Below are 24,590 nucleotides of genomic sequence, written 5' to 3' on the forward strand. Positions count from 1 at the left end.
ATCCGTCCTAACAGGTACGAGAATGAAGTGTGCTCATCCTATAGTCGGACTTCCATGTATGTCCAGCACGTGAGCGGGTCAGAGCCGGTCGTACAACGCCCGCAGCTCGGCAACAGCCCGGCTGACCTCGGCCTCGTTGGACCCGTCGGCTCGGAAGACCTTGCGCAGGATCAGCGGGTCCAGGTCGTCCATCGCCGGCGCCGACGTCGGTTTCGGAAGAGCCGGCAGTCTGGCGTCGTCCCCGAACCAGTCGCCGGAATCGAGTTCGTCGTCGCCGTCACCGACGCCCTCGATCAGCTGATCCAAATCGACGCCGCGGAGCGTCAGAATTGTCGCGGCGGACGCATCGACGTGTTCGGCGGCGATGTACATCAACGCAGCCGCATGCTTGCACGGCCAACCGTCGTCGGGGCAGGTGCAGTCGAAGTCCAGCTGACCGCGGTCGTGTGGAAGAAGAATCGACGCCAGTGCCTGTGGGATCGAGTTGGACGCCAGTTCGGCCAACATTCCTGGGTTGGATGCGACGCGGCTCATCAGCGCCGAGATCTGACCGTCGGTCAGCGGATCGACGGTGATCGACGCCGAGAACGGTTCCAGCTGGCTGCCCTGAACCTCGCCGTAGATCTGGCCGCGTTCGACACCGAGATTGAGCACCTGGCCCTGTCGCGCGTACGTCCGGCCACGGGCGATTCTGCCCGGATCGGCCAGGTCCTCCATGGCGGTGACGAAGTGCCTCCCCCACCAGGTCTGGCCGAATGCACCGCGCTTGTTGCGGGACTCGATGCCGCCCTTGGCTTTCCGACGCTTGCCGTACTGACTGAAGTCGACCATCACTCACCTACCGCGTCTTCGCTGAGACGGAACAGTTCGTGCAGTTCTGCGGTATCCATCTCGGTCACCCAGTTCTCGCCGGTGCCGACGGCGAGATTCGCGAGGTCTTGTTTGGAGTGCAACATCGAATCGATGCGCTCCTCGACCGTTCCGACACAGAGCAGCTTCTGCACCGAGACGTTCTTGCGCTGGCCGATCCGGAAGGCGCGGTCGGTCGCTTGGTTCTCGACCGCCGGATTCCACCAGCGGTCGAGGTGCACGACGTGGTTGGCCGCGGTGAGGTTCAACCCGGTTCCACCTGCCTTGAGCGAGAGCATCATGATCGGTGGGCCGCCGTCGGCTTGGAAGGCCTCCACCATCGCATCACGCTTCGATTTGGTGACGCCGCCGTGCAGGAACGGCACGGCGGTGCCGAACCTTTCCGCGAAGTACGGCGCGACGATGTCGCCGAACTCCCGAAACTGCGTGAACAGCAACGCTTTCTCGTTCTCCCCGAGGATCGAATCGAGCATGTCCTCGACGAGGCCGATCTTTCCGGAGCGATGGTGCCCGCGCTTGAGCACCGGCGAGCCGTCCGACAGGAAGTGCGCTGGATGGTTGCACACCTGTTTCAGCCTCGTCAGCGCAGACAGCACGGCGCCCTTGCGCTTCATCCCCTTGGCGTCGGCGATCTGGGCCATCATCTCGTCGACGACGGCCTTGTACAGGCCCGCCTGCTCGGCGGTGAGGTTCGAGCGCACCGTCATCTCGTTTTTCTCCGGAAGATCGGAGATGACGGCGGGATCGGTCTTGACCCGTCGGAGAATGAACGGAGAGGTGATGGCGCGCAGGCGTGTCACCGCGTTCTCGTCTTTCTCGCGTTCGATGGGAACGGAGAAGCGCTTGCGGAAATCCGTTGGTCTGCCCAGCATTCCAGGGTTGGCGAAGTCGAGGATCGAGCGGAGCTCGTCCAGTCGGTTCTCGACGGGAGTTCCGGTGAGGGCGATCTTGTGCTCGGCCGGAATGGCGAGAGCCGCCTTCGCCTGCCCCGTACCCGAGTTCTTGATGTGCTGCGCTTCGTCGAGCACGACCCGACGCCACGTCCGCTCCGCCAACTGCGCCCGATCGCGCGCCATCAGTGCATACGTCGTCACGACGAGATCGTGCGCGGAAATGGCGTCTCGAAGTTCGTCACCGCTCAACCGCGCCGCACCGTGGTGAACCATCACGCGTAGGCCGGGGGTGAACTTCGCGGCTTCGCGCTGCCAGTTTCCGACGACCGACATCGGCGCCACCAGAAGCGTCGGCGTCGTACTCCGTTCGTGCGCGAGCAAGGTGAGGACCTGCAGAGTCTTGCCGAGCCCCATGTCGTCGGCGAGTACCGCTCCGAGTCCCAGCCTGCTCATGAACGCCAGCCACTCCACACCACGCTGCTGGTACGGCCGCAGGGTTGCGTTCACGCCCGGTGGAAGCGGAATCGGCTCCGGGCTCGCTCCCGGCTCGAGCAGCGCCTTCGCCCATCCCGTCGCCCGGATGTCCTGAACGGACGCCGGAGGCGGATCGGCAAGGGTCATCTCGCGCATCAGCTTGCCGAGCGGGGTCCCGTCGCCGTGGTGCTCGGCGACGTATTTGGCGGCGCGGGCGAGTTGACCACCGTCGGCGAGCACCCACTGCCCGCGCAGACGCACCAGGTCACCCTTGGATACGGCCAGGCGGTTCATCTCGGCCTCGGTGAGGACCATGTCGCCGAGCTGAAGTTGCCAGTCGTAGGAGACCAGTTCCTCCATGCCGACGGCTCGGTCGGCGGCGGCCTTGGTCACCGCGGGTGATTCCACCCGCAAGCGCATCGACGGATCCAGCCGCGTCCATGCCCGGGGCAGCAGCACCGTCGTTCCGGTCGCCTGCAGTGCCGTCGCGCCGTGCTCGACGAGATCGATCACCACCGACGTGGGCAGCAGGAGATCGAGCGTGCCGTCCTCCGATGGCAGATCCCGCAGCCGCGGGTACGCCGCCACGGCCTCGCCGAGCTTGCGCACGGCTGTGGAGAGCAGGGTCGCGTCGACGCGGCGGTTCATCGGAACCGGCACGGGCGCTTCGCCGTCGGCGCGCAGACACACCTGCAAGGTCCAGAACGCTTCGCCGAAATCCGCAGCATCTTCGGGCTCGTCGTCGGTGGGTTCGAGCAATCGCAGTACCAGCGACGGCTCGTCGACGGTGAGGGTTTCCCGCCACTTCTCCAGCAGAGTCGACGCCTGCTGAGTGCCTTCCACGTAGGGGTCGTCCAGAACGAGGGCCGACAGCAGCGGGTGTTCCGGAAAGGGTCTGCCCAGCACCGACCTGACGATGGGATCGGTCAGCTCGGCCAGCATGTCGTCCAGGATTGCCTTGGGTCTGTGGGCCGCACGCTGCACGGACGGCATGGCCGCGGCGAGTTCGCTGGCCCAGGCCCGTTGGCGCTCCCCGCCCACCAGACGCCACCTCGGCCACCACGTCCCTTCCAGTCGGACGAGCGAGGGTACGACTCTGCCTGCGCGCGCCCACCGCTCGATGCCGTGCGCGACGTGCGCCAGATACTGCAGATCACCTGCGATCAGCGGATGCGGCGTGATCCTGAGCAGCAGGTCGGCTGCATTGAACGGCACGAGCGCGATCGCGGGAACGCTGACCGTCGGGGGCCGCCCCCCGTCGGTCGGCGGGAACGTGACCTCGACTCGGTGACGAAACGGTCTGCCGAGTACCTGCGCGAGCGCGGCAGGTAGAGCGGGCTCCGTACCGGTGGTGACCTCGTCGTCCCACAGCGCCAACCCGCTGCCGGGAGACCAGAGACCGTGAAGCACTCGTCCATCCAACCAGGGTGCTCGGTTACGGATGGGCGTGGTGTGCCGGTTGCCGCACCGTGCGCGGGGTCCGTGCGACGCCGACGGGCGAGAAATGGCACACCTCGCCCACCGACTACCGGACATTTGGCACAGTGGATGAATGATCGCTTATGGGTTCAGTGAGTACGGAGGTCCCGAAACCGAGTATTTCCTCGACGTGCCGATTCCAGACCCCGGACAGGGACAGGTGCTGGTAGCGGTGCATGCAGCCGGGGTGAACCCTGCCGATTGGAAGGTGCGGGCCGGCAACCGCAAGGACACCGTACAAACGTCCCTACCGGCAGTTCTCGGCCGTGAGGTGTCCGGCACGGTGGTTCAGGTCGGTACTCATGTGGACGGTTTCTCGGTGGGCGATCGAGTGTTCGGATCCACCGCGGCCGGTCACGGCGGGTACGCGCAGTACACGGTGCTGAACGCGTCCAGCGCCGCACACAAGCCCGATGCCGTGACGTTCGCCGCCGCCGCCACGCTGCCGGTTGCGGCAGGTACGGCCTACGACGGTGTCGACCAGCTGGGCCTCGCGAGCGGTTCGACGTTGCTGGTACTCGGCGCGGGCGGCGGGGTCGGTTCCGCCGTGCTGCAGATAGCCAAGGCGCGCGGTCTGAACACGATCGGCGTGGCCGGCACGGGCAAGCAGGAGTGGGTGGCCGGCCTCGGGGCTCGTTTCGTCCCCTCCGGCGAGCACTTCGCCGACGCCGTGGACACCGTGGTGGACGGCATCTTCGATCTCGTCGGCGGGGACACATTGAAATCGGCGGTATCGCTGACCAAGCCCGACGCACCTGTCGTCAGCGTCGCGGATCCCGTGCTCGCGACGTCGCTGGGCGGGTCGGGCGTGCACCGCAGGCGAACCACGGAGGCGTACGAGGCCGTGGCCGACCTGGTGGCCACCGGTGTGCTGACACCTCGGATCGACCAGGCCTTCCCGCTCGAGCGGGCAGGCGAAGCACTCGCGACGGTGGAGCGCGGCCACGCAACCGGCAAGGTGATCATCGAAGTCGGCTGAGCAATCACTGTCGGTGGGGTGCGGCACAATCGTGTCCGGATAGACCGAGTACGACGATTGGGCGTGTGTGAAGAAGCTGCGTGTGGCGCTGCTGTTGCTGGTGGCCGCTCTGGCCATGACTGCATTCGGGTCCTGCGACAGAGCGTCGATTCCAGGTTTTTCGCCGCCTCCCCCGGCGCCGGGTAGTCCCACACGAGTGCAGATCGAGGATCTACTTGCACGGGTTCAGGTGGTCGCGGACAGGCCCGACAACCCGGGATACGAGCGGGGCTGCAAAAGCGGGGAGGGCTGCGTGTTCGGTCCGGCGTGGACCGACGATTACGACGGGCCCGGCGGTCACGACGGCTGCGGTACTCGCGACAACGTCCTGGCGCGTTCCCTCACCGAGGTGACGTTCCGCGACGGGACTCGGAACTGCGTGGTCACGTCGGGGGTTCTCGCGGACCCGTACTCCGGTGAGTCCGTCGAATTCGTCAAGGCCGACGCAGGCAAGATCCAGATCGACCACGTCTACCCACTGTCCGCGGCCTGGGACATGGGCGCGAACGCATGGACACCGGACAAGCGAGTCCAGTTCGCCAACGACATCGACTTCAACCTCCTTGCCGTGAACGGGCCCGACAATCAGTCGAAGAGCGACTCCACTCCAGCGCAGTGGCTACCACCCAACGCCGCGTACCGATGCTTCTACGCGGGCAAGTACCTGTCCGTCGCGGCGCAGTACGCGCTGCCGATCACACAGGCGGACCAGCGCGCGCTCTCGTCGGTGGCGCAGAACTGCTGAGAGTAAAGTCCGAACGATGTCCTCGCGCAGCTTCCTCGACCGTGAAACACAACTGTGCATGTCGCTCTCCGGTCGCCCGAGCAACATCGGTACCCGTTTTCACAATTACCTCTACGACGAACTCGATCTGAACTTCGTCTACAAAGCCTTCACGACGACGGATCTCGCTGCCGCGATCGGAGGCGTCCGCGCTCTCGGAATCCGAGGGTGCGCAATCTCGATGCCGTTCAAGGAAGACGTCATCGCATCGATCGACGTGATGCACGATTCCGCGAGCGCCATCGAATCGGTCAACACCATCGTCAACGAGAACGGCATACTGCACGCGTACAACACCGATTATCAGGCAGTCGCGAATCTGCTTGCGTCATCAGGCTTCTCCACCGACTACACGGTTTCGGTGACCGGTAGCGGAGGAATGGCCAAAGCGGTCGTTGCAGCACTTCGTGATTCGGGATTCACCCGAGGCACCGTCGTCGCCCGCAACGAGGTCACCGGTCCGGCTCTGGCCGCCGCCTACGGATACGAGTGGTCTGCCCGCACCGTCCAGGCCGACCTGCTAGTCAACGTCACCCCCGTCGGAATGGCGGGCGGCCCCGACGCCGATGCCTCGCCATACTCCGACGAGCAGATCCACGGCGCCCACGCAGTGTTCGACGTAGTCGCCATGCCGTCGGAAACACCGTTGATCGTCGAAGCCCGGGCCGCAGGCAAGCCCGTTATCACCGGCGCCGAGGTCATCGCACTTCAAGCCGCCGAGCAATTCGTCCTCTACACCGGCATCCGGCCAACGAACGAGCAAATCCAGCGGGCGTCTGAGTTTTCGCGGAGCTAGCCCGAAGACCGTGCAGGGCTATCCAAACGACAGTTTACGTAGGCAACGTCTGAATGCTCACGGGTGACTGTGCGCGGCAGGGATTGGTTTGTCAGAAACTAGCTCTGAAAATAACAGCCCCCACTGGAATGTCAGCGGTCGAAATCAGTGATTTTCAGACGGTTTCAGTAGGTGACAGCACAATCGAACCCGCGGCATGGCACATTGAAACCATTCATGCCATATTCGAACCCTCCAGCGCGACGGCGGTGTTGCCCCGCCGTCGCATCCAGGTCAGCTCAGTCGCATACTGCTTTCGCTGCGTCCTCCGCGGTTGCGAGGGAACCGGTTTCGTATTCTCCGATTGCCGCGACCTTCGCTGCTGATGCCGATGTCGGGTCGAAGGTGTAGCCCAGCCATTCCCTTGCCAGGCGACGCGCGAGTTCGATTCCGATGACACGCTGGCCCATGCACAGCACCTGGGCATCGTTGCTGAGTACGGCACGCTCGACCGAGAAGCTGTCGTGTGCCGTGACGGCCCTGATACCGGGAACCTTGTTGGCGCTGATGGCCACTCCGAGACCGGTGCCGCACACCAGCAGCGCACGGTCGGCCGACCCGTCGGCGATCATGCGTGCCGCGGTGACGGCCACGTGCGGGTAGGCGGTGTGCTCGTCGGTTCCGACGCCCACGTCGGCGACCGATTCGACTCGATCGTCCTTCTCCAGATCGGCCAACAGTGCTTGCTTGTACTGCAGTCCGGCGTCGTCGCATCCGACGACGATTCTCAGCTTGCTCATGATCTACGTTCCTTGCTTCGTGAAGAGTTCGGCGACGGTGGCGACGCACATGCTGAGCGACACCGCGCCCGCGTCGGGGGTCCCGACGCTTTTCTCGGCCAGGGGACGTGCTCGTCCCACCTTCGGACGGAGTTCCGCGGTGCGCTGCGCAGCGTCACCCGCCACGTTCACTGCGTCGGACCACGCAGTCCGCCAGTCACTTCCGCCGGCAACGGCTTTCTCGACGGCCCCGACGAACGGGTCGAGAGCGTCGAGCATTGTCTTGTCTCCCAGCGATGCACCGCCCAGGGATGTCAGGGCGTCGTACCCTGCTCGCAGTGCTTCGGCGACGGCCGCGTCGTCCGGTACGCCGTTGTTGCCCAGTCTGTTTCCAATGGCTGTCAGTGCGGCACCCCACAACACTCCGGAGGTTCCACCTGCTTTCGCTGCCCATGCCGAGCCTGCGGCCGCGAGCACCGATCCCGTGCCGCCGTCTCGGTTGACGGCATCGTCCGCGGCTTCACGTGCAGCAGCCGTCCCCTTCACCATTCCTCGGCCGTGGTCGCCGTCTCCCGCGACGGCGTCGATGCGGCCGAGTTCGTCCTCCGCAGCAGCCATTCGCTCCGCCAGGGCTTCGAGGGACGATGCCACGAACCGAGCGCACTCCCGCGAATGCTCGTCGGACTCCGGCATTACCGCGGACGCAGCCTCGGCCACGTCGTCGGCCGACCGACGCTCCCCGGTATCGCCGGCGACAACTCCCTTGCGATAGGCGGGAGTGTCCGCCGGCGCGGTCCAGAACCTCTCGAGTTCGTCGTCGAGCCACATGACGGTGAGCGAGCAGCCTGCCATGTCGAGGCTCGTGACGAGTTCCCCCACTTCCGGGTCGACGACGCTGTATCCGTGCTCGCGTAATCGACGTGACACCGTCTGCCACACGACGAACAGTTCCTCGTACTTGGTTCGGCCGAGCCCGTTGAGGATCACCGCGATGCGCTCGCCGCTGCCTTCGGGCTTCTCGGCGAGCACGCCATCGACGAGCAGGTCCGCAAGCTCGGCGGCCGTCGGCATGTCGTGGGAGGACACCCCGGGCTCTCCGTGAATACCGAGACCGAGATCCATCGTCCCCTTCGCCACCGTGAACAGTGGGTCCCGGGCACCGGGCATCGTGCAGCCGTCGAAGGCCACGCCCAGCGTGCGGGTGGCGTCGTTCGCGGCGATTCCGACCCGCTCGACACCGTCCAGGTCGTATCCCTCGTCGGCAGCGGCCGACGCGCACCGGAACACCGTGAAATCACCGGCGATGCCGCGCCTCTTGGCGATCTGATCCTTCGGTGCGCTGGCGATGTCGTCGGTGACCGCGAGGTACCGGGCGTCGATTCCCTCGGCTCGCAGCTTCTGCACCGCGAGACCGAAGTTCATGACGTCGCCCGCGTAGTTGCCCGTCGTCAGCAGCACTCCCCCGCCGCGCTCGACTGCACGCGCCACCGACGCGGCATCGTCGGCCGACGGCGAGGTGAAGATGTTTCCCACCACGGCACCGTCGGCGAATCCACGACCCACCACTCCGCAGAACGCCGGATAGTGCCCGGACCCGCCGCCGACGACAACCGTGGCCTTGCCCTCGGGTGTCGCTGTCGCGCGCACCACCCCGCCGGGGACACCGACGACGTACCTCGAGTTGGCGTCGAGGAATCCGTCGAGCATGTCCTCCATGAACGACGCTGGATCGTTGAAAAGCCTTGTCATGACTGGTCCTATCGGAGTCTGAGACCGGATTCGCGGTCGAACAGGTAGATGCGTTCGGCCGGAGCGGAGAGCGCGCATCGATCGTGGCTGCGGTAGCTTTCGCGTGCGGGGGTCTGCACCAGAAGTTCGCCGCCGCCTGCGACGGAAATTTTCGCCTGGCCGAACTCCATCAGGTGCTCGAAGTAGTCCACCGACGCCGCGATCTGCCCGTCACCGGCCACGCCCGCGACGATCGACGCGTCCTGCGGGCGGATACCGACCTTGACGGATGTGCCGTCGGAGACATCGGTGACGTTCACCGACAGTGTGCCGTCCCCGATTTCGACGACACTGGACGTTCCCGAACGACGGACGACACCGTCGAGAACGTTGATCTGCGGCTCGCCGACGAACCCTGCGACGAACAGATTGGCCGGATCGTCGAACACTTCGTCCGGAGTGCCGAACTGCTGAATGACTCCGCCGTCCATGACCGCCAAGCGGTCCGCGAGGCTGAGCGCCTCGACCTGGTCGTGGGTGACCACGATCGTGGTGTACCCGAACTCGCGCTGCAACATCTTGAGTTCGCGTCGAACTCGTTGGCGTGCAGAGGCATCGAGGTGCGAGAGCGGCTCGTCGAGGAGCAGCACCGGAGGGTTCCGAACGAGGGCCCGCGCCAATGCGACGCGCTGCTTCTGGCCACTCGACAGTCCTGCCGGACGCAGCTCGAGTAGATCCTCCATCTCGAGCCTGCGAGCGATGGAGTTCACGAGCTCGTCGGCACCCTTGACCTTGCGTGCCTTCAACCCGTACGCGAGGTTCTCACGAATGGACAGCGGCGGGTACAGCGCGTAACTCTCGAATCCGACCCCGACCTCACGTTTTCCGGGCGGAAGGTCCGTGATGGTCCTGTCGCCGATGCGGATCTCTCCACTCGTGACCGTCTCCAGGCCCGCGATCATCCGCAGAGTCGTGGTCTTGCCGCATCCGGACGGGCCGAGGAGCGCAATCAGTTCACCGGGCTCGATGGTGAGATCGATGCCCTTGACGGCCTTGAATTCTTCCCGCCCACGCGACGAGTAGGTCTTGACCAGGTTGTCGAGCGTCAGGCTCTGCGCGACGGTCGTGGTGTGTACGGCAGTCATCTACTGCTCCTTGCTGTCTGCCGCGCCCAGGCGACGAGTTTCGACGTCCGACGCCCCGTCGGTGCCGTCGAAGATGTGGATGTCCGACGCGTCGACCGACACGGTCACCGTCGCACCTTCGGTGATGTGACGTCCGCCCTTCGACAACGCGATGAGAGTAATTCCGCCGAGATCGACGGACACCTCGACGTCGCGTCCGAGACGTTCGGCGAGTACGACGGTGCCCTCGAAGTTCACCTTCCCCGGCTGCGTCGACGCCTGCGCGAGCACGTCGACGTCGCAGGGCCGAATGCCGATGCGCGCGTTGTCCCCTCTCGACAGCATTGCCGGAGCGGACACCTCGATGCTGCTTCCCAACACGCGCAGCGATCCGTCGTCGACGGTTGCGTCGTAGAGGTTGATCTCGGGCTGACCGAGGGCCTTGGCGACGAACGTGTCCGCCGGTGTACGCCAGATGTTCTCGGGAGTGTCCACCTGGACCACACGCCCCTCGCGGAGGATCGCGATGCGATCTCCCAGGGCGAGGGCTTCCTGATAATCGTGGGTGACGTAGACGGTGGTGGTCTTGGACATCTCACCCAACTGCCTCAGTTCGACGCGCATGGCCGCACGAAGCTTCGCATCGAGGTGCGAGAGGGGCTCGTCCAGCAGGTAGACGTCGGCCGGACGGACCAGCACGCGACCGAGCGCGACACGCTGACGTTGACCGTTGGACAGCTCGCGCGGAAACCGCTTCAGCAGATGGTCGATACCGAGAGTCGTCGTCACGGACTTGATGCGTTCGGTCTGCTCGGCTTCGGTGTACTTGCCGGTGCGGCCGGACTTCAGCGGCGATGCCAGGTTCTCCGACACGGTCTTCTGCGGGTACAACGCGTAGCTCTCGAACGCCATCGCGACGTTGCGGTGGTACGGCTCCACAGCTGTCATGTCCGTGCCACCGATGTGGACGGCACCGTCGTCGACCTCGACCAGTCCTGCAATGGACTTGAGCGTCGTGGTCTTGCCCGCCCCGGACGGACCGAGGATGACGAAGAACTCGCCGTCCGCGATGTCGAGATCGAGTCCGTCGATTCCGATCTTCTTGCCGTACTTCTTGCTCAGTCCTTTGACTGCAAGCTGTGCCATCTAGGATTTCACCGCCCCGAACGAGAGACCGCGAACCAGGTAGCGCTGAATGGTGAGCGCCAGGATCAGCGGTGGGAGTGCTGCGATGACTGCTGCCGCCGCAGTGAGGTTGTAGTAGGCCTGTCCGCCACCGCCGAGGTACTTGGTGATCGCGACGGTGACCGTGCTGGCGTTGCTGTCGGACAGGATGAGCGGGAAGACGTAGTTGTTCCACGCGAAGATGAAGGCCAGCAATGCAGCTGCAGCGATGCCCGGACGCACCAACGGAAGAGCGACCATGACGAACGCCCGCGAGCGGGTGTACCCGTCGAGAAGCGCGGCCTGTTCCAGATCCTCCGGCAGATCCTGGAAGTAGGAGCGCAGGATCCACACGACGAGCGGCATGGTCACCAACTGCAGCACCCAGATCATGCCGACCTTGGTGTCGAACAACCCGATCTGGTTGTAGATGACGAACAGCGGCACGATCACCATGAGCTCGGGCGCGAATCGGAACGAGAGCATCTGGAACATCAGATCGTTGCTGCCCTTGTACTGCCAGCGACCCGCCGCATAGGCGGCGGGGATACCGATGACGAGCGAGACGATGACCGCGCCGCCGCAGTTGATGAGGCTGGTGAGCAGAGACGACGTGAAATCGACGCTGGTGAGGTCGGTTCCGCGCTGGCTGAGCACGGTTCCGAAGTTCTCGAACGTCGGCGTGAAGGAGAAGTACGTGCTCGTCTGCTCGGCGTCGGACTTCAGCGCCAGTAACACCATCCACACGATGGGGAACAGCGAGAACACGAACCACACCAGCAGTACGACGTCCGCGGCGACCGAGGCCGGGGTGAACCGGCGCTGCCCTGGAAGCAATTCCTTTGCCATGATGTCAGTTCTCCGCTCCAGCGGCGCGCCGCTGTGCTTTGCCGAGCACGCTCACGAGGAAGCGCGCGGTGATGAACACGAGGATCCACAGCAGGAACATGTAGGTGCTGCCGCGGGAGTAGTCGAGGTTGATGATCGAGTCCTCGAACGCACCGATCTGCAACGAACGGGTCGCGACACCCGGCCCACCGGCCGTCAGAACCCATGGCACGTCGAAGAACTTGAGGTTGTCCATGAAGCGGAAGATCACCGCGACGAGGATGTACGGCCACAGCATCGGCAACATGAGCCGGCGGAACATGTAGAACCAGCTCGCGCCGTCGACCTCGGACGCTTCGAACGGTTCCTTCGGCAGGGAACGGATGCCGGCGAGAACGAGAATCGCGACGAACGGCGTGAAGATCCACAGGTCGACGAGGATCACCGAGAACAGCGCGTTCTGACTGCTCAACCAGTCGAACGTGTTGCCCAGTCCCAGAACGTGATTCAGCACACCGAACTGCGGGTTGAACATCAGCTTCCACACCACCGCGGCGATCACCGGCGCGATCATCAGCGGAAGGATCAGCACCTTCTCGAAGATGCGGCCGACGATCGACGACCGGTTGAGCAGCAGCGCGATGATCACGCCGATGACGGTCTCCACGATGGTCGCCACCACTGCGAACGTGCCCGTGACGCGCACGCTCGACCAGAACTGCGCGTCACCGAGAACGCTGGCGTAGTTGGCGAAGCCGACGAACACCGGGTTCGGGTTCACGGCAGCGTAGTTGAGGAACGAGTACCACGCGCCGACGAAGAACGGGTACAGAATTCCGACGACGATCAGGACGGCGGGAACCGACAACAGATACGGACGCAGCCGACGACGCCACCGCGGCACCTCGGGCTTGGCCGTGGAACCCGGAACAGGCGCGCCCGTCGAACGCGAAGGCTCAGTGCGCGTGGCCATGACGTACCTCTTTCTGAAAAGTCATCACAGGTTCACCTTCGAGGTGTTGGTTTTCGCCAGTCCGTCGAGCCGGGACTGAGCGTCGTCGCCGCCGTAGATGTCCTGGAGTGCCGACGCCCAGTTCTGCGTGGTGTCGAAGAACTTCTTCTGCGGAGTGAACTGGATCTTCGACTGGTCGATCACGGTCTCGAACGTCTCGAGATAACCCGCTTGGTCGGCGACCTGGTCCTTGAAGACACCGTCGAACACGGACTTGCGGACCGGGTCGGCGTAGATCCCGCCCTGAACAGCTTTCGACATCGCTTCCTTGCCCGTGGCCCACTGCATGAACAGCCAGGCTGCGTGCTTGTTCTTCGACATCGAGTTCATCGCCAGCGACCACGTCCACAGGTTCGTGGCGTAGCTGCCGTCGGGACCTGCAGGACCGGGGTACCACCCGATGTTGCCTGCCTGTGCCGACGCACCCGGCTTGTTCTTCGGGTAGGTCGCACTGTCGGCGTCGAACACCATCATGGCTTTGCCATCACCGAGATCACCGGTGGCGTTGGGGTAGTCGTAGGACGTCCACGACGTCGGTCCGGCCTTGTGCTGCATCTCGATCCACTTCTCGGTGAACGCAACTGCCTTCTCCGAGTTCATCCGGGCCTGCAACTCGCCGTTCTCGAAGACGTAGTCCTGCGCACCTTCACGCGTGAACTGGGTCATGAAGCCGGGGTGAATCGTCGCCCACGACTTGGACCCGCGAGTCGCGATTCCGTAGCGGTTCTGCGAACGATCGGTGAGGTCGATGGCCAGCTGCACGAAGTTGTCGAAGGTGTCCGGCAGCGTGATGCCGTTGTCGTCGAAGAACTTCTTGTTGTACGCAACGACGTTGTTCTCGAATCCCCACGGCAGCGCCCACTGACCACCGGTACCGAGCGGTGAGCCCTGCTCGAAATCCCAGCTGGTCGACGTGCGCAGACCCTCGTAGATGTCCTCGAAGTCGTACTCGGCGCTGGTGGCCGAACTGTTCTGCAACCAGGGGTTCAAGTCCTCGAGCCATCCGGGCGGGCCGTACTGCCAGATGAAGTACGCCCCCAGCATGAAGACGTCGTGTTTGCCGGTACCGCCGGCAAGTTCGGTGTTGAGCTTGGTGAAGTAGTCCGCCTCGGGCACCAGGTCCGCATTGACGGTGATGCCGGTCAGCTGTTCGAACTCGGCGAGCAGCGGTTGGAACGACTGCTGGTACGGATGCGGGGTCTGCAGGATGTTGAGGGTCGTACCCTCCACGGCCTTCCAATCGAACGACCCGCTCACTTCGCCGGCGCCGTTGACGGCGTTCACGCCACCTCCGACTCCGCAGGACGACAGAATCGGCACCGACGCTGCGGCGACGCCTGCCAGCCCCATCGCGCGGAGCATGTCCCGCCTCGAGAATTGACGATAAGTCATGGGTAAGTCTCCAAAGTGCTTCGTGCAGGAGCGAATCAGGACGGAATCAGCGAAACCTTGACCGACTCTGCGCCGCTTCCGACGAGGTCGAGACCCTTCTGGAAGTCAGCGAGGGGTAGTTGATGGGTGCAGATCTTGTCCATCGGCAAGACACCGGACTCGATCATGCGGATGGCTGCGGGCCAGCAGTACGGGCCGAGATGCGCGCCGAGAACGTCGAGTTCCTTGTCGTCGGAGATGATCGACCAGTCGACCGTGACATCGCTTCCGAAGACGCCGTATTCGACGTACGTGCCGAGCTTGCGAAGCAGGTTGAGTCCCTGCGGAACGGCAGTGGGATGTCCTGTCCCTTCGAGGTAGACGTCGGCGCCGTATCCGTCGGTGAGGTCCTTGACGATCTTCTCGGCATCCTCGTTGCGGATGTCGACGACGATGTCGGCGCCGCATTCCTTCGCGAGCGCCAGCTTCTCCGGCTGCATGTCGAGCGCGATGACATGCGCGGGGTTCTTCGCCCGTGCGCCGGCGATCATACCCAGGCCGATGGGGCCGCATCCTGCGACGACGACGACGTCGTCGAATGTGATCCCTGCCCGCTCGACGGCGTGCAGCGAGCAGGACAGGGGCTCGGTGAATGCTGCGTGCGCGGCGGGGATGTCCTTGGACACTTTGTGCACCAATGCTTCTGCGGGGTACACCATGTAGCTGGCCATTGCGCCGGGGGTGCGACGCTTGAATCCGTACAGGTCGTGCGGCGCGCACATGTGGTACTGGCCGCGCAGGCAGAAGCGACACTTCCAGCACGGCACGATCTGCTCCGACACCACACGGTCACCGACCGAGACGTTCCACCTGGCCGACGCCTCGTCGTCGATCACAACGATTTCACCCACGAATTCGTGACCGGGAATGACGTCGGTCTCGGCCCAGGCGGGTCGGTTCTCGTCGCCCCAGAACTTCGCTGCGCCGTGGTAGCACTTGAGGTCGCTTGCGCAGATCCCGACCGCCTCGACGCGAACCAGGGCTTCGCCGGGCCCGGGTACCGGTACCGGCACTTCCTCGAGCCGGTAGTCCTCCGGGCCGTGGCAGACCACAGCCTGCATCTTCTCCGGGATTGTCGTGTCCGGCATCTATGACTCCTCGTTCAGCAGTTTCGTGTCCGCGCGGTCGTCGCGGGTGAGGCGAGACATTGCCTGTCGGCGATGTGTTGGCGCTCACATTAACGAACAGGTATACATATGTCCAGAACGAATGTTCAGCAATTCAAACTCCGTGCACATATGTTCAGTGGGATACTTCCGACCATGGCGATCACAGGATCTGCGAGCGAGAACCCCCTGTCGGGCCAATCGGCCGACGGGAGCCACTTCGCGCCGACCTTGCTCTACACGGCGGCCAAGCTCTACTACGACGAGGACGCCACTCAGGCCGAGGTCGCCGCCAAACTCGGAACCAGCCGAGCGACGGTCAGCAGACTTCTCTCCGAGGCGAGGCGTCAGGGAATCGTTCGTATCGAGGTCGTGCCACCGAGCAACTACTCGCAGGACGATCTGGCGGACAGCGTTGCGTCCGCCCTCGGCCTCGAGTACGTCTACCTGTCGGCACCCCTGCCCCCGGCCACGCCGTCGAAACCGACGGTCGATCTCATGGGTCGCTACCTCGCTCCCGCAGTGTCCAAGGCACTCGCCGCGGTCGGGCTCGTCCCCGGCGACATCCTGTTGGTCTCCTCCGGCAGAACCGTGTACGAAGTGGCTCAGTTCGACCTGGACAGAATCCCGGGAATCCTGGTGGCTCCGACCGTCGGCGGCAACGACCAGCCCGAGGAGTGGTACCAGACGAACGAGATCACCAGACTGATCTCCAACAAACTCGGCGGACGAGCCAACTACCTGTTCGCACCCGCGCTTCCCGGTGCCGATCTGTACTCGATCATCCACTCGGACCCCGCAATTCAACGCGTGCTCGAACTCTGGCCCCAGGCCCGGTGCATCCTGATGGGCGTCGGGGCACCTCCCCTCCTGCGCTCCGACATACCCCGCTTCGTCCCGACCGACTCCGCATCACTGCGAGACTCTGTCGGCGACGTGTGCTCACGCTTCTACGACCGGGACGGAAACTCTGTCGAGTTCCCCGGCTCCGATCGTCTGATCGCGGTGGAACTGGATGCACTGCAGAAGATTCCGGTCGGTATCGCGGTGGCAGTCGGGTCGGACAAAGTGGTGCCGATCGTCAGCGGCGCGCGAGCGCACTTCTTCAATCGACTCGTCACGGACCCGGCGACCGCACAGGACATCCTGTCCCACATCACGACACTCGACGAGGAAGACACGGCATGACACCTACGATCGACCGATCCACGACTCCGAGCCTCGACGGCAAACGCGTGCTGATCACGGGCGCAAGTCGCGGCATCGGCGCCGACATCGCGCAGACGTTCGCCGCGGCAGGCGCGCGCCTCGTTCTCTCCGGTCGAGATCACGAATCGCTCGAAAGCTTCTCTCGCACACTCGACACCGAGACCGCCATCGTCGTCGCAGATCTGTCGACAGCAGCGGGTCCGGACACGCTCGCCGCCGACGCCGTCGACGCATTCGGCGGCGTCGACGTACTCGTCAACAACGCCGGAATCTCCTACCCGGAAACGGTGGACGCACTCGATACAGCGCACTTCGACGAAGTGATCCAGGTCAATTTGAGAGCCCCGTCGTTGCTCGCAGCGCGTATCGGCCGAGCAATGGCGGACGGCGACGGCGGATCCATCGTCACCGTCGCATCGGCCGCGGCACTACGACCACTCCCCGAGCACTACGCGTACTGCACGTCCAAAGCCGGACTCATCATGGCCACCAAAGTGCTCGCGCTCGAACTCGGCGGGCGAGGCGTCCGGGCCAACTCCGTCTGCCCCACAGTAGTTCTCACCGACATGGGCCAGAAGGTATGGGGCGACCCGGTGAAATCCGCACCGATGCTCGCGCGGATCCCCTCCGGCCGATTCGCCGAGCCGTCGGAGGTGTCGGCGACTGCGCTGTGGCTCGCCTCCGACGCGTCGGCGATGATCAATGGAATCGACATCCCGGTCGACGGCGGTTACCTGGTCAGTTGAGCGCCCGCGTGCACGATGTCTCGCGTCGCCGGGTAGAGCTGGAGCCAACTGGCATACAGGTCGTCGTACAGGGCGCGGTGTGCAGGATTCGGCGGCACCTCGGATGCCACGGTGGCCCAGTCGGTTTCGGGCGATACCTCCCCGACCCCGATAGCGGCCAGCAGGCCGTCACCGTAGCTCGCCCCGATGGCCTGCTCGGTGACGAGCTGCGTCTGTCCGGTGATGTCGCTGAGCGCCTGCGCCCACACCGGACTCCGCAGCCCACCACCCACGGCGACGGCTCGGTTGACCGGCGTGGCCGCGTCGTCGAACATCTCCAGAATCTGCCTGATACCGAAGGAGATTCCCTCGTACGCAGCCCGGAAGATATGACCTCGTCCATGCCGAAGAGTCAGTCCTGCCATCACACCGCGAGCATCGGCGTCGAACACCGGCGTTCGCTCGCCTGCGAGGTACGGCAGGATCAACAACCCCTCGGCCCCTGCTGGAACGGCCGATGCCTCACGCATCAGCTCCTCGAACGGCGCTCCACCGGTGAGTGTCCGAAGCCACGTGGTCAGTGAACCGGCGGTGGATGTTCCCGCCGCGAGTGCATACGTGCCTGCCTGCACTCCCGTGGTGGTCCACAGCGCAGAATTCGTGTGATAGTCCGCCAACACCTGCACCAGGAACATCGTCGATCCGTACATCAACATCAGATCACCCGGATGCCGCACTCCCACACTGAATGCCTCGGCGTACGCGTCGACAGTTCCCGCCACCACGGGCGTGCCGACAGGGATGCCGGACGCAGCACTGCCGCGCGCATCGACATGTCCGACGACCTCGCTCGGCCACGCCAACCTCGGCACCTCGAGTCCGCCCAGAACTCGGTCGATCCAGTCTGCGTTCCAACCGAATTCACGAACCGAGTAGAGAGGGTCGCACTGACTGGCCGTGTGATGGTCCTGCACGTACTCACCGGTGAGCTTGGCGACGATGTACGAATTGGATCCGTACCACCGTCTCGCACGATCGAACACCTCCGGCTCGTTCTTGCGAACCCACTCGATCTTCGGCCCCACTGCCTGACTGGACAACGATTTGCCACATCGCTCCAGAATGGCGTCGGCACCGAAATGCTCGGTGAGCTCCTTGATTTCGCACGAGGCCCGTGAATCGATCCCGTACAGGATCGCCGGCCGCACCGGACGCAGTTCGGAGTCGGTGAGCACCAGACACGGACCGACCCCACTGACACAGACGCCCGCGACCTCGGAACCCGACGGAACCCGGTTCATCAACGCCGATGCGATGACGCACACGTCACCCCACCAGACCGCATCCGCATCCACTTCCGCCCAGCCCGGGTGCGGTAACGACATCTCGTGGGCTCGCTGCTCCGAGGCGAGAACCTCTCCGTCGGCGGTGACGAGGACGCCCTTGCTGCTGCCGGTGCCCATATCGATTCCCACGAACAACTTCACGATTGCAACACTAACGGAGCACATCGGCCGCTGTGGCCGGTAAGCACGCATCCACGATTACCGGCGTACCCCCACACAGGGCATCATTGCTGTTCGTGGCAGAGCCGACCCGATCGACACCGAGCGCACTTCAACCGATCCTCGCGGGCATCGTCGCCGCGCTCGTCGGTTTCACCAGTTCGTTCGCCGTGGTGCTGACCGGTCTTCGCGCGGTGGGCGCGTCACCGACGGATGCAGCGTCGGGGCTCCTGGTGATCTGCGTGACTCAGGCTCTCGGAATGATCTACCTCTCCCGGCGGTATCGCCAACCCATCACCCTTGCCTGGTCGACGCCCGGTGCCGCGCTGCTGGCCGGGACAGGAGCGGTGGCCGGCGCGTGGCCCGCTGCCGTCGGCGCGTTTCTCGTCGTCGGCGCATCGGTGATCACCACCGGGCTGTGGCCGCGTCTCGGCGCACTGATCACGTCCATTCCCACATCTCTCGCGCAGGCGATGCTCGCGGGTGTCCTGTTGCCGCTGTGCCTGAAACCGGTAACTGCATTCGCCGCATCACCCGGGGCGATCGCACCGGTCATCGTGGTCTGGCTGGTGCTGCAGCGTTACTCTCCGCGGTGGGCCGTTCCTGCTGCATTCGGCACCGCAGCCGTGGTCATTGCCATCGATGTCGCTGTCGCGCAGCGTATTCCCCCCGCCGCGGACTTGATTCCGCACGTCGCCTTCACCGCACCGGACTGGACGTGGCAAGCAATCGTCGGGATCGCGCTGCCGCTGTACATCGTCACCATGGCATCGCAGAACATCCCGGGCGTCGCCGTCATGAAGTCCTACGGATACGACGTACCCTGGCGGCCCGCGATGGGGGTCACCGGCCTGGGAACGATGGTGGGCGCACCGTTCGGTGGGCACGCCGTCAACCTCGCAGCCATCAGCGCAGCCCTGGCCGCGGCGCCGCAGGCGCACCCCGACCCCCAGCGTCGCTGGATCGCAGCATCGTCGGCAGGCTGGTTCTACCTTCTCCTCGCAGCATGTTCGGCTGCCGTGGCGACTCTTGTGTCCGTTGCGCCTGCCGGTGTGGTCGAAACCGTTGCCGGACTGGCGTTGCTGGGCACGCTCGCCGCCTCGCTCGCCGGTGCCCTGAAAGACGAGAACGAGAGGGAGTCGGTCGTTCTCACGTTCGTGATCGCGGCGTCGGGCATCGGCATCTTCGGTATCGGCTCCGCCTTCTGGGCGTTGGTCGTCGGCCTCGTCGTTCGCTGGGTTCTGGCGCGCGGCCGATAGAGTCAGCAACCATGACCGCCTCCGCCGGCCAGCGAGCCGAACGCAACACCGCCGCCGAGTACCCGGCCCTCTGGCCGATCGCCACGCGGTGGGACGACAACGATCACTACGGGCACGTCAACAACGTCACCTACTACTCGTACTTCGACACCGCGGTGAACGGTTGGCTGATGCACACCACAGGCGTGGACATCAGGGCACTGGATGCCATCGGTGTGGTCGCCGAGACGTCGTGCAAGTACCACAGCGAGTTGTCGTTCCCCGACGCCCTGCAGGTCGGCCTGTCGGTCGAGAAACTGGGCACCCGCAGCATCGTCTACGCGCTCGCTCTGTTCCGCGAAAGCCCGGGCGACGAGCTGCACCTGGCAGCCACCGGCCGATTCGTCCACGTGTACGTCGACGCGCAGACGCGTCGTCCCGTCGCCATTCCCACCGAGATCGAAGCCGCCGCCCGCACTCTTGTGACCGGGTCTGATTAGGCGGAGATTTCAGATTTCAGAGGCCGATGTCGTCGGCTGTGCTGAGAGCCCGGGCGATGATGTCGTCGATGAGGGTCGTCGTGGGAGAACCGGCGTCGGCGCGGTTGCGGGCGTCGGCTTCCGCTCGTCGCATGACGCCCTCGGCGATGATGGACAGCTTCCACAGCGCGAGCACCTGCCAGAATCCGACGGCTGTGACGTCGCGCCCCGTCTTCGCTGCGTAGTCGGCCGTCAATTGCTGTCGGGTCGGGAAGCCGGGCAAGGTCGAGGCCATGAACGGCCCTGCGACGGCGTCGCCCGCTTCCGGCCAGTAGGCGAGGAGCCCGCCGATGTCCGCGAGTGGATCACCGAGCGTGCACAGTTCCCAGTCGACGACGGCCACGATGTCACCGGCGGTGGGTGAGGTGATCACGTTGTTGAGGTGGAAGTCGCCGTGCACCAACGTCAGTTCTCGTTGATCCGGGATGTTCGCTGCGAGACGCTCGGCGAGAGTGTCGATTGCCGGTACTTCACGTGTCTGCGTGTGCTGCCACTGTGTTCGCCAGCGCTTGAGTTGCCGCTCCGCGTACGGCTTGTGGCTGGCCAGGTCCGTGAGCCCGACGCTGTCGAGGTCCACCCGGTGAATGCTCGCGAGCGCGCTCGTCATGCTGGATCCGATTGCCCGGCGAATGTCGGGTGCGGTGGCCTCGGCTTTCTGCACCGAATCGAGCACGACGCCGTCGACGTAGCTCATGAGCACCAGAGGCACGTCGGACACCTGTGAATCCTCGGTCACCGCGATCATCTTGGGGACCGGAACACCGGTGTTCTGCAGGGCGGTGAGGATCCGGTATTCCCGGACGACGTCGTGTGCGGATGCCAACAACGTGCCGAGTGGCGGCCTCCGCAGTACCCAGCGACTACCGCCGGCGTCGGCGACCGCGTACGTGAGGTTGGATTGTCCGTTGCCGACCCTGTCGTATGTCAGCGGGGCCACTGCACCGATGCCGAGGCCTCCGATCCATTCGGAGACGGCGTCGAAGTCCACACCTGTCGTCATACGCTCGAAGGTCCTTTCACTTGCGAATCAACACTCGTCACTGTCGCACGGACGACGCGTGACCGAGCGTGGATTCGCCGAACAACGAGCTGCGACGTGTCGTGCGACGAGCGACGCCGCGGACGCACCCGTGTGGGCGTCCGCGGCGTCGAATGGATAGTGAGAAGTACTCTCAGCTGGCCTTCGGGAGCTCGGTGTCGGCGGCTGCGTCGACGATCGGGGCGGAAACGTTCACGTCCTCAGGGCTCGATTCCGTGACGTCGCGGCGAGCGGCCACCTCGTCGACATCACCGACGAGCAAGGACACCAGCGCGTCGGGCTCACTCGTCCACGCCGCGGACATCGTGCGCATCTCGGACGGGGAGAACAGCCCGCTCATACGCAGGGCGTCGATCCACTCGGCGACGGCGTCCGGCGTAGCCGCCGGAATGGACTCGCGGTCGAGGCGAGCTACCTCGAACTCGCACGAGAAGAACGCGCGCATCATCTCCAGCTGAGAAGAGGACAGCGGCGCCGAATCGACTGCGGCGTCCAGCACTGTGGGTGTCGCGTCCGCGAGATCCTGGCGGGTGTGTGCGAGGGTCATGATGTCTCCTTCGATCGGCGTCGCTGTGCGGTGCCAGGTCAGCCGCTCGGCCTAACCTTCTCGGCACCGTTCTCAGATCGTTACGAAGAGATTTGTAACGAATTTGCACTCCTGTCCGATTCATCGAAACTACGCTTCCGCTCGGTTGTGTCGCCAGACCAAACCGAATGATGTGATAAGCGTCACACGAGTAGCCGACATCCGGCGACTATCCAGCTACGAATGCTTACCAAGATCGTCCACCCACGACCTCTCACCGCGGGCTCGACGCAAACAACCAGGTAGCGTGCGTGCAGTGATCGACAAGGCCGCAATCTCGACAGCCGCTGCCCGCCGCGCCCGCGCCGCCGTTTTCGGAGTGTTCGCCGTCAACGGCTTCCTCTTCGCTATCTGGGTCGTGCACATTCCGACCGTCGAGCGTCAGGTCGGTATCTCGCACGCCACCCTCGGATCGCTGCTCCTCGTCTTGGCGGGCGGAGCGATCGTGGGGATGCAGGCCGCCGGCCCGTTGGCCGACCGATACGGCAGTTATCGAATCGTTACTGTCGCCGGAGTGCTGCTGTCCACCGCAGTCGTCGGTCCGGCGCTCGCCACGAATGCCGCCACCTTGGGTGCAGCGCTCTTCGTGTTCGGCATCTTCAACGGTGCTCTCGACGTGTCCATGAACTCTCAGGCAGTGGACGTCGAGCGCGTCTACGCGCGACCGATCATGTCCGCATTCCACGCTCTGTTCTCGGTCGGTGGCGTCGTGGGTTCACTCGTGGGAGCCGCCACCCTGTCCATCGGCATCCCGATCCTGTCGACCACGATCGGAGCAGCCGTTGTCGGCATCGGCGTGTTGGCCTGCTGCCGCCCGTTCCTGGTCCCCCGCACGTCGCCGCACACCGGGGAGTCCGAAGCCGACGGTTCCGCGCGGGGCCGATTCTCTCCGCGCGTCCTGGCGCTCGGAGCCCTTGCGTTCGCCCTCCTTCTGTCCGAAGGGGTCGCCAACGACTGGAGCACGTTGCAGGTGAAGGAGCACCTCGCCACGTCGGACAGCACCGCAGCTCTCGCCTTCGGATTCTTCGCGACGATGATGACCGTCGGCAGGTTCTGTGCGGATCGAGTCAGCGCGCGCTTCGGCCCGGTCGCGGTGGTCAGGTACGGCAACGCGATCGCGGCAGCGGGGATGGCTCTGGTCTTGGTCTCGGACGTGCTGCCGCTGACGCTCGCCGGATGGGCGTTGTTCGGCCTCGGATTGTCCGGCAGCGTTCCGCAGATCTTCACCGCCGCAGGCAACCTCGGAGGCGGCGCGGCGACCAACATGTCTCGCGTCGTCGGAATGGGATACGTCGGGCTGCTGGCCGGACCTGCGATCGTCGGCTGGATCGCCCACTTCGTGTCCCTCACCTCGGCGATGGCTGTCCCGTTGGCGCTGACGATTGTCGCTGCAGCCGCCGCGGGAACTGTTCGACCGCGCACGGTGTTGCCCGAACGGGATTGACGGAACCTTCACACCGCACGCTCAGAGTCGTACGGCATCCTCGTAGCCGAAGGACAGGCGTGCGGACAACGCAGTAGTACTACAGGGGCGACACGAAGGGGGTGTTGTAGGCAGTGAGTGCCGACACCGACAGCATGGAATTGGTGCAGCTCGAGGGCATCGAGATCGACCACGACGCACTGGCTCGAAGCAGGCGATTGATGGCACGGCTCGTCGCAGTCGCCGGGCTGCTGGGAGTACTGGCCGTGGTACTCGTGGTGCTTCCGCTCGCGGGCGTGACGTATCCGTATTCGCGGGCGCTGGTTCCCAGCTTGGACGGACCCGCGAACGCACTGCTCGAAGCGTTCGGAGTCACCCCCGTTCTGGTCGCGGTGGCAGGTCTGACGGTGGTGTCGCTGATTCGTAAGCTGCCGTACGGGATCGGTGCCGTCATCGCCCTCGTACTCGGAGCGTCTCTGACGACGGCAGCGGTGCGGTCGTGGGCCGACGGCTGGGTGCCGGCGTCGGCGCTGCCGAACGGGTACGTGACGGCGTGTGCATCGTTGGTGTGCGCGGCGACACTCGTCGCGAGTGCGCGGTTCCTGCCGATGGTGTGGGGACTCGGCGCGGTTGCAGTGGCGACGGTGTCCGCGGCGGCCGTCATCGGCGGTTCGGCGACAGTCGTGGGCATCGTGACGACTGTGGCTATCGTGACCGCGTGGTGGGCTGGGTCGTCCGCAGTCATGTTGTACTCGCCCGTCGCTGCCGAGCGTGAGGCCCAGAATCCGTTCGACACCGCTGCTCTCGCACTGCGAAGACTGCGCTAGAACGCCGATAGCCCGGTGACCGTGTCAGGCCACC

22 protein-coding genes are annotated in these 24,590 nt (G+C 64.8%); 9 read left to right on the plus strand and 13 right to left on the minus strand.

What is annotated here, in order from left to right; translation table 11 throughout:
- Positions 1-78: 78 nt before the first annotated feature.
- Together BH95_RS00770 and BH95_RS00775 are read right to left on the minus strand one after the other, a co-directional pair.
- Entirely contained in the window at positions 79-831 is a 753-nt protein-coding gene (locus tag BH95_RS00770) for an SWIM zinc finger family protein (RefSeq protein WP_020113146.1), read from the minus strand.
- Positions 831-3,647 (minus strand): DEAD/DEAH box helicase, encoded by a 2,817-nt coding sequence (locus BH95_RS00775; protein WP_037180640.1) that lies wholly within the window; start codon positions 3,645-3,647, stop codon positions 831-833. Before BH95_RS00775 ends, BH95_RS00770 begins: the two co-directional genes overlap by 1 nt.
- 142 nt (positions 3,648-3,789) lie before the next feature.
- Between BH95_RS00775 and BH95_RS00780 the strand changes: the two genes are divergently transcribed.
- The 3 genes from BH95_RS00780 (at position 3,790) to BH95_RS00790 (ending at position 6,314) form a co-directional block, all read left to right on the plus strand.
- Positions 3,790-4,695, plus strand: a complete 906-nt coding sequence (locus BH95_RS00780) for an NADP-dependent oxidoreductase (RefSeq protein ID WP_037180642.1) — start codon at positions 3,790-3,792, stop codon at positions 4,693-4,695.
- A 115-nt stretch (positions 4,696-4,810) separates the two neighbouring features.
- Positions 4,811-5,479 carry an HNH endonuclease family protein gene (locus BH95_RS00785; RefSeq protein WP_037140428.1) on the plus strand — a complete coding sequence of 223 codons (669 nt, stop codon included), beginning with the start codon at positions 4,811-4,813 and terminating at the stop codon, positions 5,477-5,479.
- Between the two features lie 16 nt (positions 5,480-5,495).
- Positions 5,496-6,314: a shikimate 5-dehydrogenase gene (locus tag BH95_RS00790; RefSeq protein WP_037180644.1), complete on the plus strand. Its 819-nt coding sequence runs from the start codon at positions 5,496-5,498 to the stop codon at positions 6,312-6,314.
- A gap of 278 nt (positions 6,315-6,592) precedes the next feature.
- On the opposite strand, the gene BH95_RS00795 is transcribed toward BH95_RS00790, so the two are convergent.
- The 8 genes from BH95_RS00795 to eltD all read right to left on the minus strand — a co-directional run bounded on the left by BH95_RS00795 (position 6,593) and on the right by eltD (position 15,447).
- Positions 6,593-7,093 (minus strand): ribose-5-phosphate isomerase, encoded by a 501-nt coding sequence (locus tag BH95_RS00795; RefSeq protein ID WP_019667193.1) that lies wholly within the window; start codon positions 7,091-7,093, stop codon positions 6,593-6,595.
- Positions 7,094-7,096: 3 nt separating this feature from the next.
- Positions 7,097-8,821 (minus strand): dihydroxyacetone kinase family protein, encoded by a 1,725-nt coding sequence (locus BH95_RS00800; protein WP_037180646.1) that lies wholly within the window; start codon positions 8,819-8,821, stop codon positions 7,097-7,099.
- An 8-nt stretch (positions 8,822-8,829) separates the two neighbouring features.
- Complete coding sequence (locus BH95_RS00805) at positions 8,830-9,945, minus strand: ABC transporter ATP-binding protein (RefSeq protein ID WP_019667191.1); 1,116 nt, start codon at positions 9,943-9,945, stop codon at positions 8,830-8,832.
- Positions 9,946-11,070: an ABC transporter ATP-binding protein gene (locus BH95_RS00810; RefSeq protein ID WP_037180648.1), complete on the minus strand. Its 1,125-nt coding sequence runs from the start codon at positions 11,068-11,070 to the stop codon at positions 9,946-9,948.
- Entirely contained in the window at positions 11,071-11,937 is an 867-nt protein-coding gene (locus tag BH95_RS00815; RefSeq protein ID WP_019667189.1) for a carbohydrate ABC transporter permease, read from the minus strand.
- A gap of 4 nt (positions 11,938-11,941) precedes the next feature.
- On the minus strand, positions 11,942-12,889 hold the full coding sequence (locus BH95_RS00820) for a carbohydrate ABC transporter permease (protein WP_019667188.1): 948 nt from the start codon (positions 12,887-12,889) through the stop codon (positions 11,942-11,944).
- A 24-nt stretch (positions 12,890-12,913) separates the two neighbouring features.
- Positions 12,914-14,290, minus strand: a complete 1,377-nt coding sequence (locus BH95_RS00825) for an ABC transporter substrate-binding protein (RefSeq protein WP_020113133.1) — start codon at positions 14,288-14,290, stop codon at positions 12,914-12,916.
- Between the two features lie 65 nt (positions 14,291-14,355).
- Positions 14,356-15,447, minus strand: a complete 1,092-nt coding sequence (gene eltD, locus BH95_RS00830) for an erythritol/L-threitol dehyrogenase (protein ID WP_019667186.1) — start codon at positions 15,445-15,447, stop codon at positions 14,356-14,358.
- Between the two features lie 174 nt (positions 15,448-15,621).
- Between eltD and BH95_RS00835 the strand changes: the two genes are divergently transcribed.
- Both BH95_RS00835 and BH95_RS00840 read left to right on the plus strand, forming a co-directional pair.
- Positions 15,622-16,653, plus strand: coding sequence for a sugar-binding transcriptional regulator (locus BH95_RS00835; RefSeq protein WP_051104989.1), 1,032 nt, complete (start codon positions 15,622-15,624; stop codon positions 16,651-16,653).
- The gene (locus tag BH95_RS00840) at positions 16,650-17,420 is read left to right on the plus strand and encodes an SDR family NAD(P)-dependent oxidoreductase (RefSeq protein WP_019667184.1); all 771 of its coding nucleotides are present in this window, start codon (positions 16,650-16,652) and stop codon (positions 17,418-17,420) included. The genes BH95_RS00835 and BH95_RS00840 overlap by 4 nt, the downstream gene beginning before the upstream one ends.
- Here BH95_RS00840 and BH95_RS00845 read toward each other — a convergent pair.
- Positions 17,405-18,886, minus strand: a complete 1,482-nt coding sequence (locus tag BH95_RS00845; RefSeq protein ID WP_037180650.1) for an FGGY-family carbohydrate kinase — start codon at positions 18,884-18,886, stop codon at positions 17,405-17,407. The two genes, BH95_RS00840 and BH95_RS00845, sit on opposite strands and share 16 nt — an antisense overlap.
- Positions 18,887-18,972: 86 nt before the next feature.
- On the opposite strand from BH95_RS00845, the gene BH95_RS00850 reads away from it, so the two are divergent.
- Positions 18,973-20,163 carry a benzoate/H(+) symporter BenE family transporter gene (locus BH95_RS00850; RefSeq protein ID WP_037180652.1) on the plus strand — a complete coding sequence of 397 codons (1,191 nt, stop codon included), beginning with the start codon at positions 18,973-18,975 and terminating at the stop codon, positions 20,161-20,163.
- An 11-nt stretch (positions 20,164-20,174) separates the two neighbouring features.
- Positions 20,175-20,642 (plus strand): acyl-CoA thioesterase, encoded by a 468-nt coding sequence (locus tag BH95_RS00855; RefSeq protein ID WP_019667181.1) that lies wholly within the window; start codon positions 20,175-20,177, stop codon positions 20,640-20,642.
- Between the two features lie 16 nt (positions 20,643-20,658).
- On the opposite strand, the gene BH95_RS00860 is transcribed toward BH95_RS00855, so the two are convergent.
- Complete coding sequence (locus BH95_RS00860) at positions 20,659-21,681, minus strand: phosphotransferase family protein (protein ID WP_019667180.1); 1,023 nt, start codon at positions 21,679-21,681, stop codon at positions 20,659-20,661.
- Positions 21,682-21,853: 172 nt separating this feature from the next.
- A complete protein-coding gene (locus BH95_RS00865; protein WP_020113129.1) occupies positions 21,854-22,267 on the minus strand; it encodes a hypothetical protein in 414 nt (137 codons plus the stop codon).
- A gap of 286 nt (positions 22,268-22,553) precedes the next feature.
- Between BH95_RS00865 and BH95_RS00870 the strand changes: the two genes are divergently transcribed.
- Together BH95_RS00870 and BH95_RS00875 are read left to right on the plus strand one after the other, a co-directional pair.
- Entirely contained in the window at positions 22,554-23,750 is a 1,197-nt protein-coding gene (locus tag BH95_RS00870; RefSeq protein WP_020113128.1) for an MFS transporter, read from the plus strand.
- 113 nt (positions 23,751-23,863) lie between these two features.
- Positions 23,864-24,556, plus strand: a complete 693-nt coding sequence (locus BH95_RS00875) for a hypothetical protein (protein WP_019667177.1) — start codon at positions 23,864-23,866, stop codon at positions 24,554-24,556.
- The last annotated feature ends 34 nt before the right edge of the window (positions 24,557-24,590 follow it).

Origin of the sequence: Rhodococcoides fascians A44A (assembly GCF_000760735.1) — a bacterium.
Lineage (GTDB): Bacteria > Actinomycetota > Actinomycetes > Mycobacteriales > Mycobacteriaceae > Rhodococcoides > Rhodococcoides fascians_E.

Coding starts and splice junctions, on each gene's coding strand:
- BH95_RS00825 (WP_020113133.1), bottom strand. CDS start 14,290: ATGCTCCGCGCGATGGGGCTGGCAGGCGTCGCCGCAGCGTCGGTGCCG.
- BH95_RS00810 (WP_037180648.1), bottom strand. CDS start 11,070: ATGGCACAGCTTGCAGTCAAAGGACTGAGCAAGAAGTACGGCAAGAAG.
- BH95_RS00815 (WP_019667189.1), bottom strand. CDS start 11,937: ATGGCAAAGGAATTGCTTCCAGGGCAGCGCCGGTTCACCCCGGCCTCG.
- BH95_RS00805 (WP_019667191.1), bottom strand. CDS start 9,945: ATGACTGCCGTACACACCACGACCGTCGCGCAGAGCCTGACGCTCGAC.
- BH95_RS00800 (WP_037180646.1), bottom strand. CDS start 8,821: ATGACAAGGCTTTTCAACGATCCAGCGTCGTTCATGGAGGACATGCTC.
- BH95_RS00860 (WP_019667180.1), bottom strand. CDS start 21,681: ATGACGACAGGTGTGGACTTCGACGCCGTCTCCGAATGGATCGGAGGC.
- BH95_RS00790 (WP_037180644.1), top strand. CDS start 5,496: ATGTCCTCGCGCAGCTTCCTCGACCGTGAAACACAACTGTGCATGTCG.
- eltD (WP_019667186.1), bottom strand. CDS start 15,447: ATGCCGGACACGACAATCCCGGAGAAGATGCAGGCTGTGGTCTGCCAC.
- BH95_RS00795 (WP_019667193.1), bottom strand. CDS start 7,093: ATGAGCAAGCTGAGAATCGTCGTCGGATGCGACGACGCCGGACTGCAG.
- BH95_RS00865 (WP_020113129.1), bottom strand. CDS start 22,267: ATGACCCTCGCACACACCCGCCAGGATCTCGCGGACGCGACACCCACA.
- BH95_RS00855 (WP_019667181.1), top strand. CDS start 20,175: ATGACCGCCTCCGCCGGCCAGCGAGCCGAACGCAACACCGCCGCCGAG.
- BH95_RS00780 (WP_037180642.1), top strand. CDS start 3,790: ATGATCGCTTATGGGTTCAGTGAGTACGGAGGTCCCGAAACCGAGTAT.
- BH95_RS00835 (WP_051104989.1), top strand. CDS start 15,622: ATGGCGATCACAGGATCTGCGAGCGAGAACCCCCTGTCGGGCCAATCG.
- BH95_RS00785 (WP_037140428.1), top strand. CDS start 4,811: ATGACTGCATTCGGGTCCTGCGACAGAGCGTCGATTCCAGGTTTTTCG.
- BH95_RS00820 (WP_019667188.1), bottom strand. CDS start 12,889: ATGGCCACGCGCACTGAGCCTTCGCGTTCGACGGGCGCGCCTGTTCCG.
- BH95_RS00840 (WP_019667184.1), top strand. CDS start 16,650: ATGACACCTACGATCGACCGATCCACGACTCCGAGCCTCGACGGCAAA.
- BH95_RS00770 (WP_020113146.1), bottom strand. CDS start 831: ATGGTCGACTTCAGTCAGTACGGCAAGCGTCGGAAAGCCAAGGGCGGC.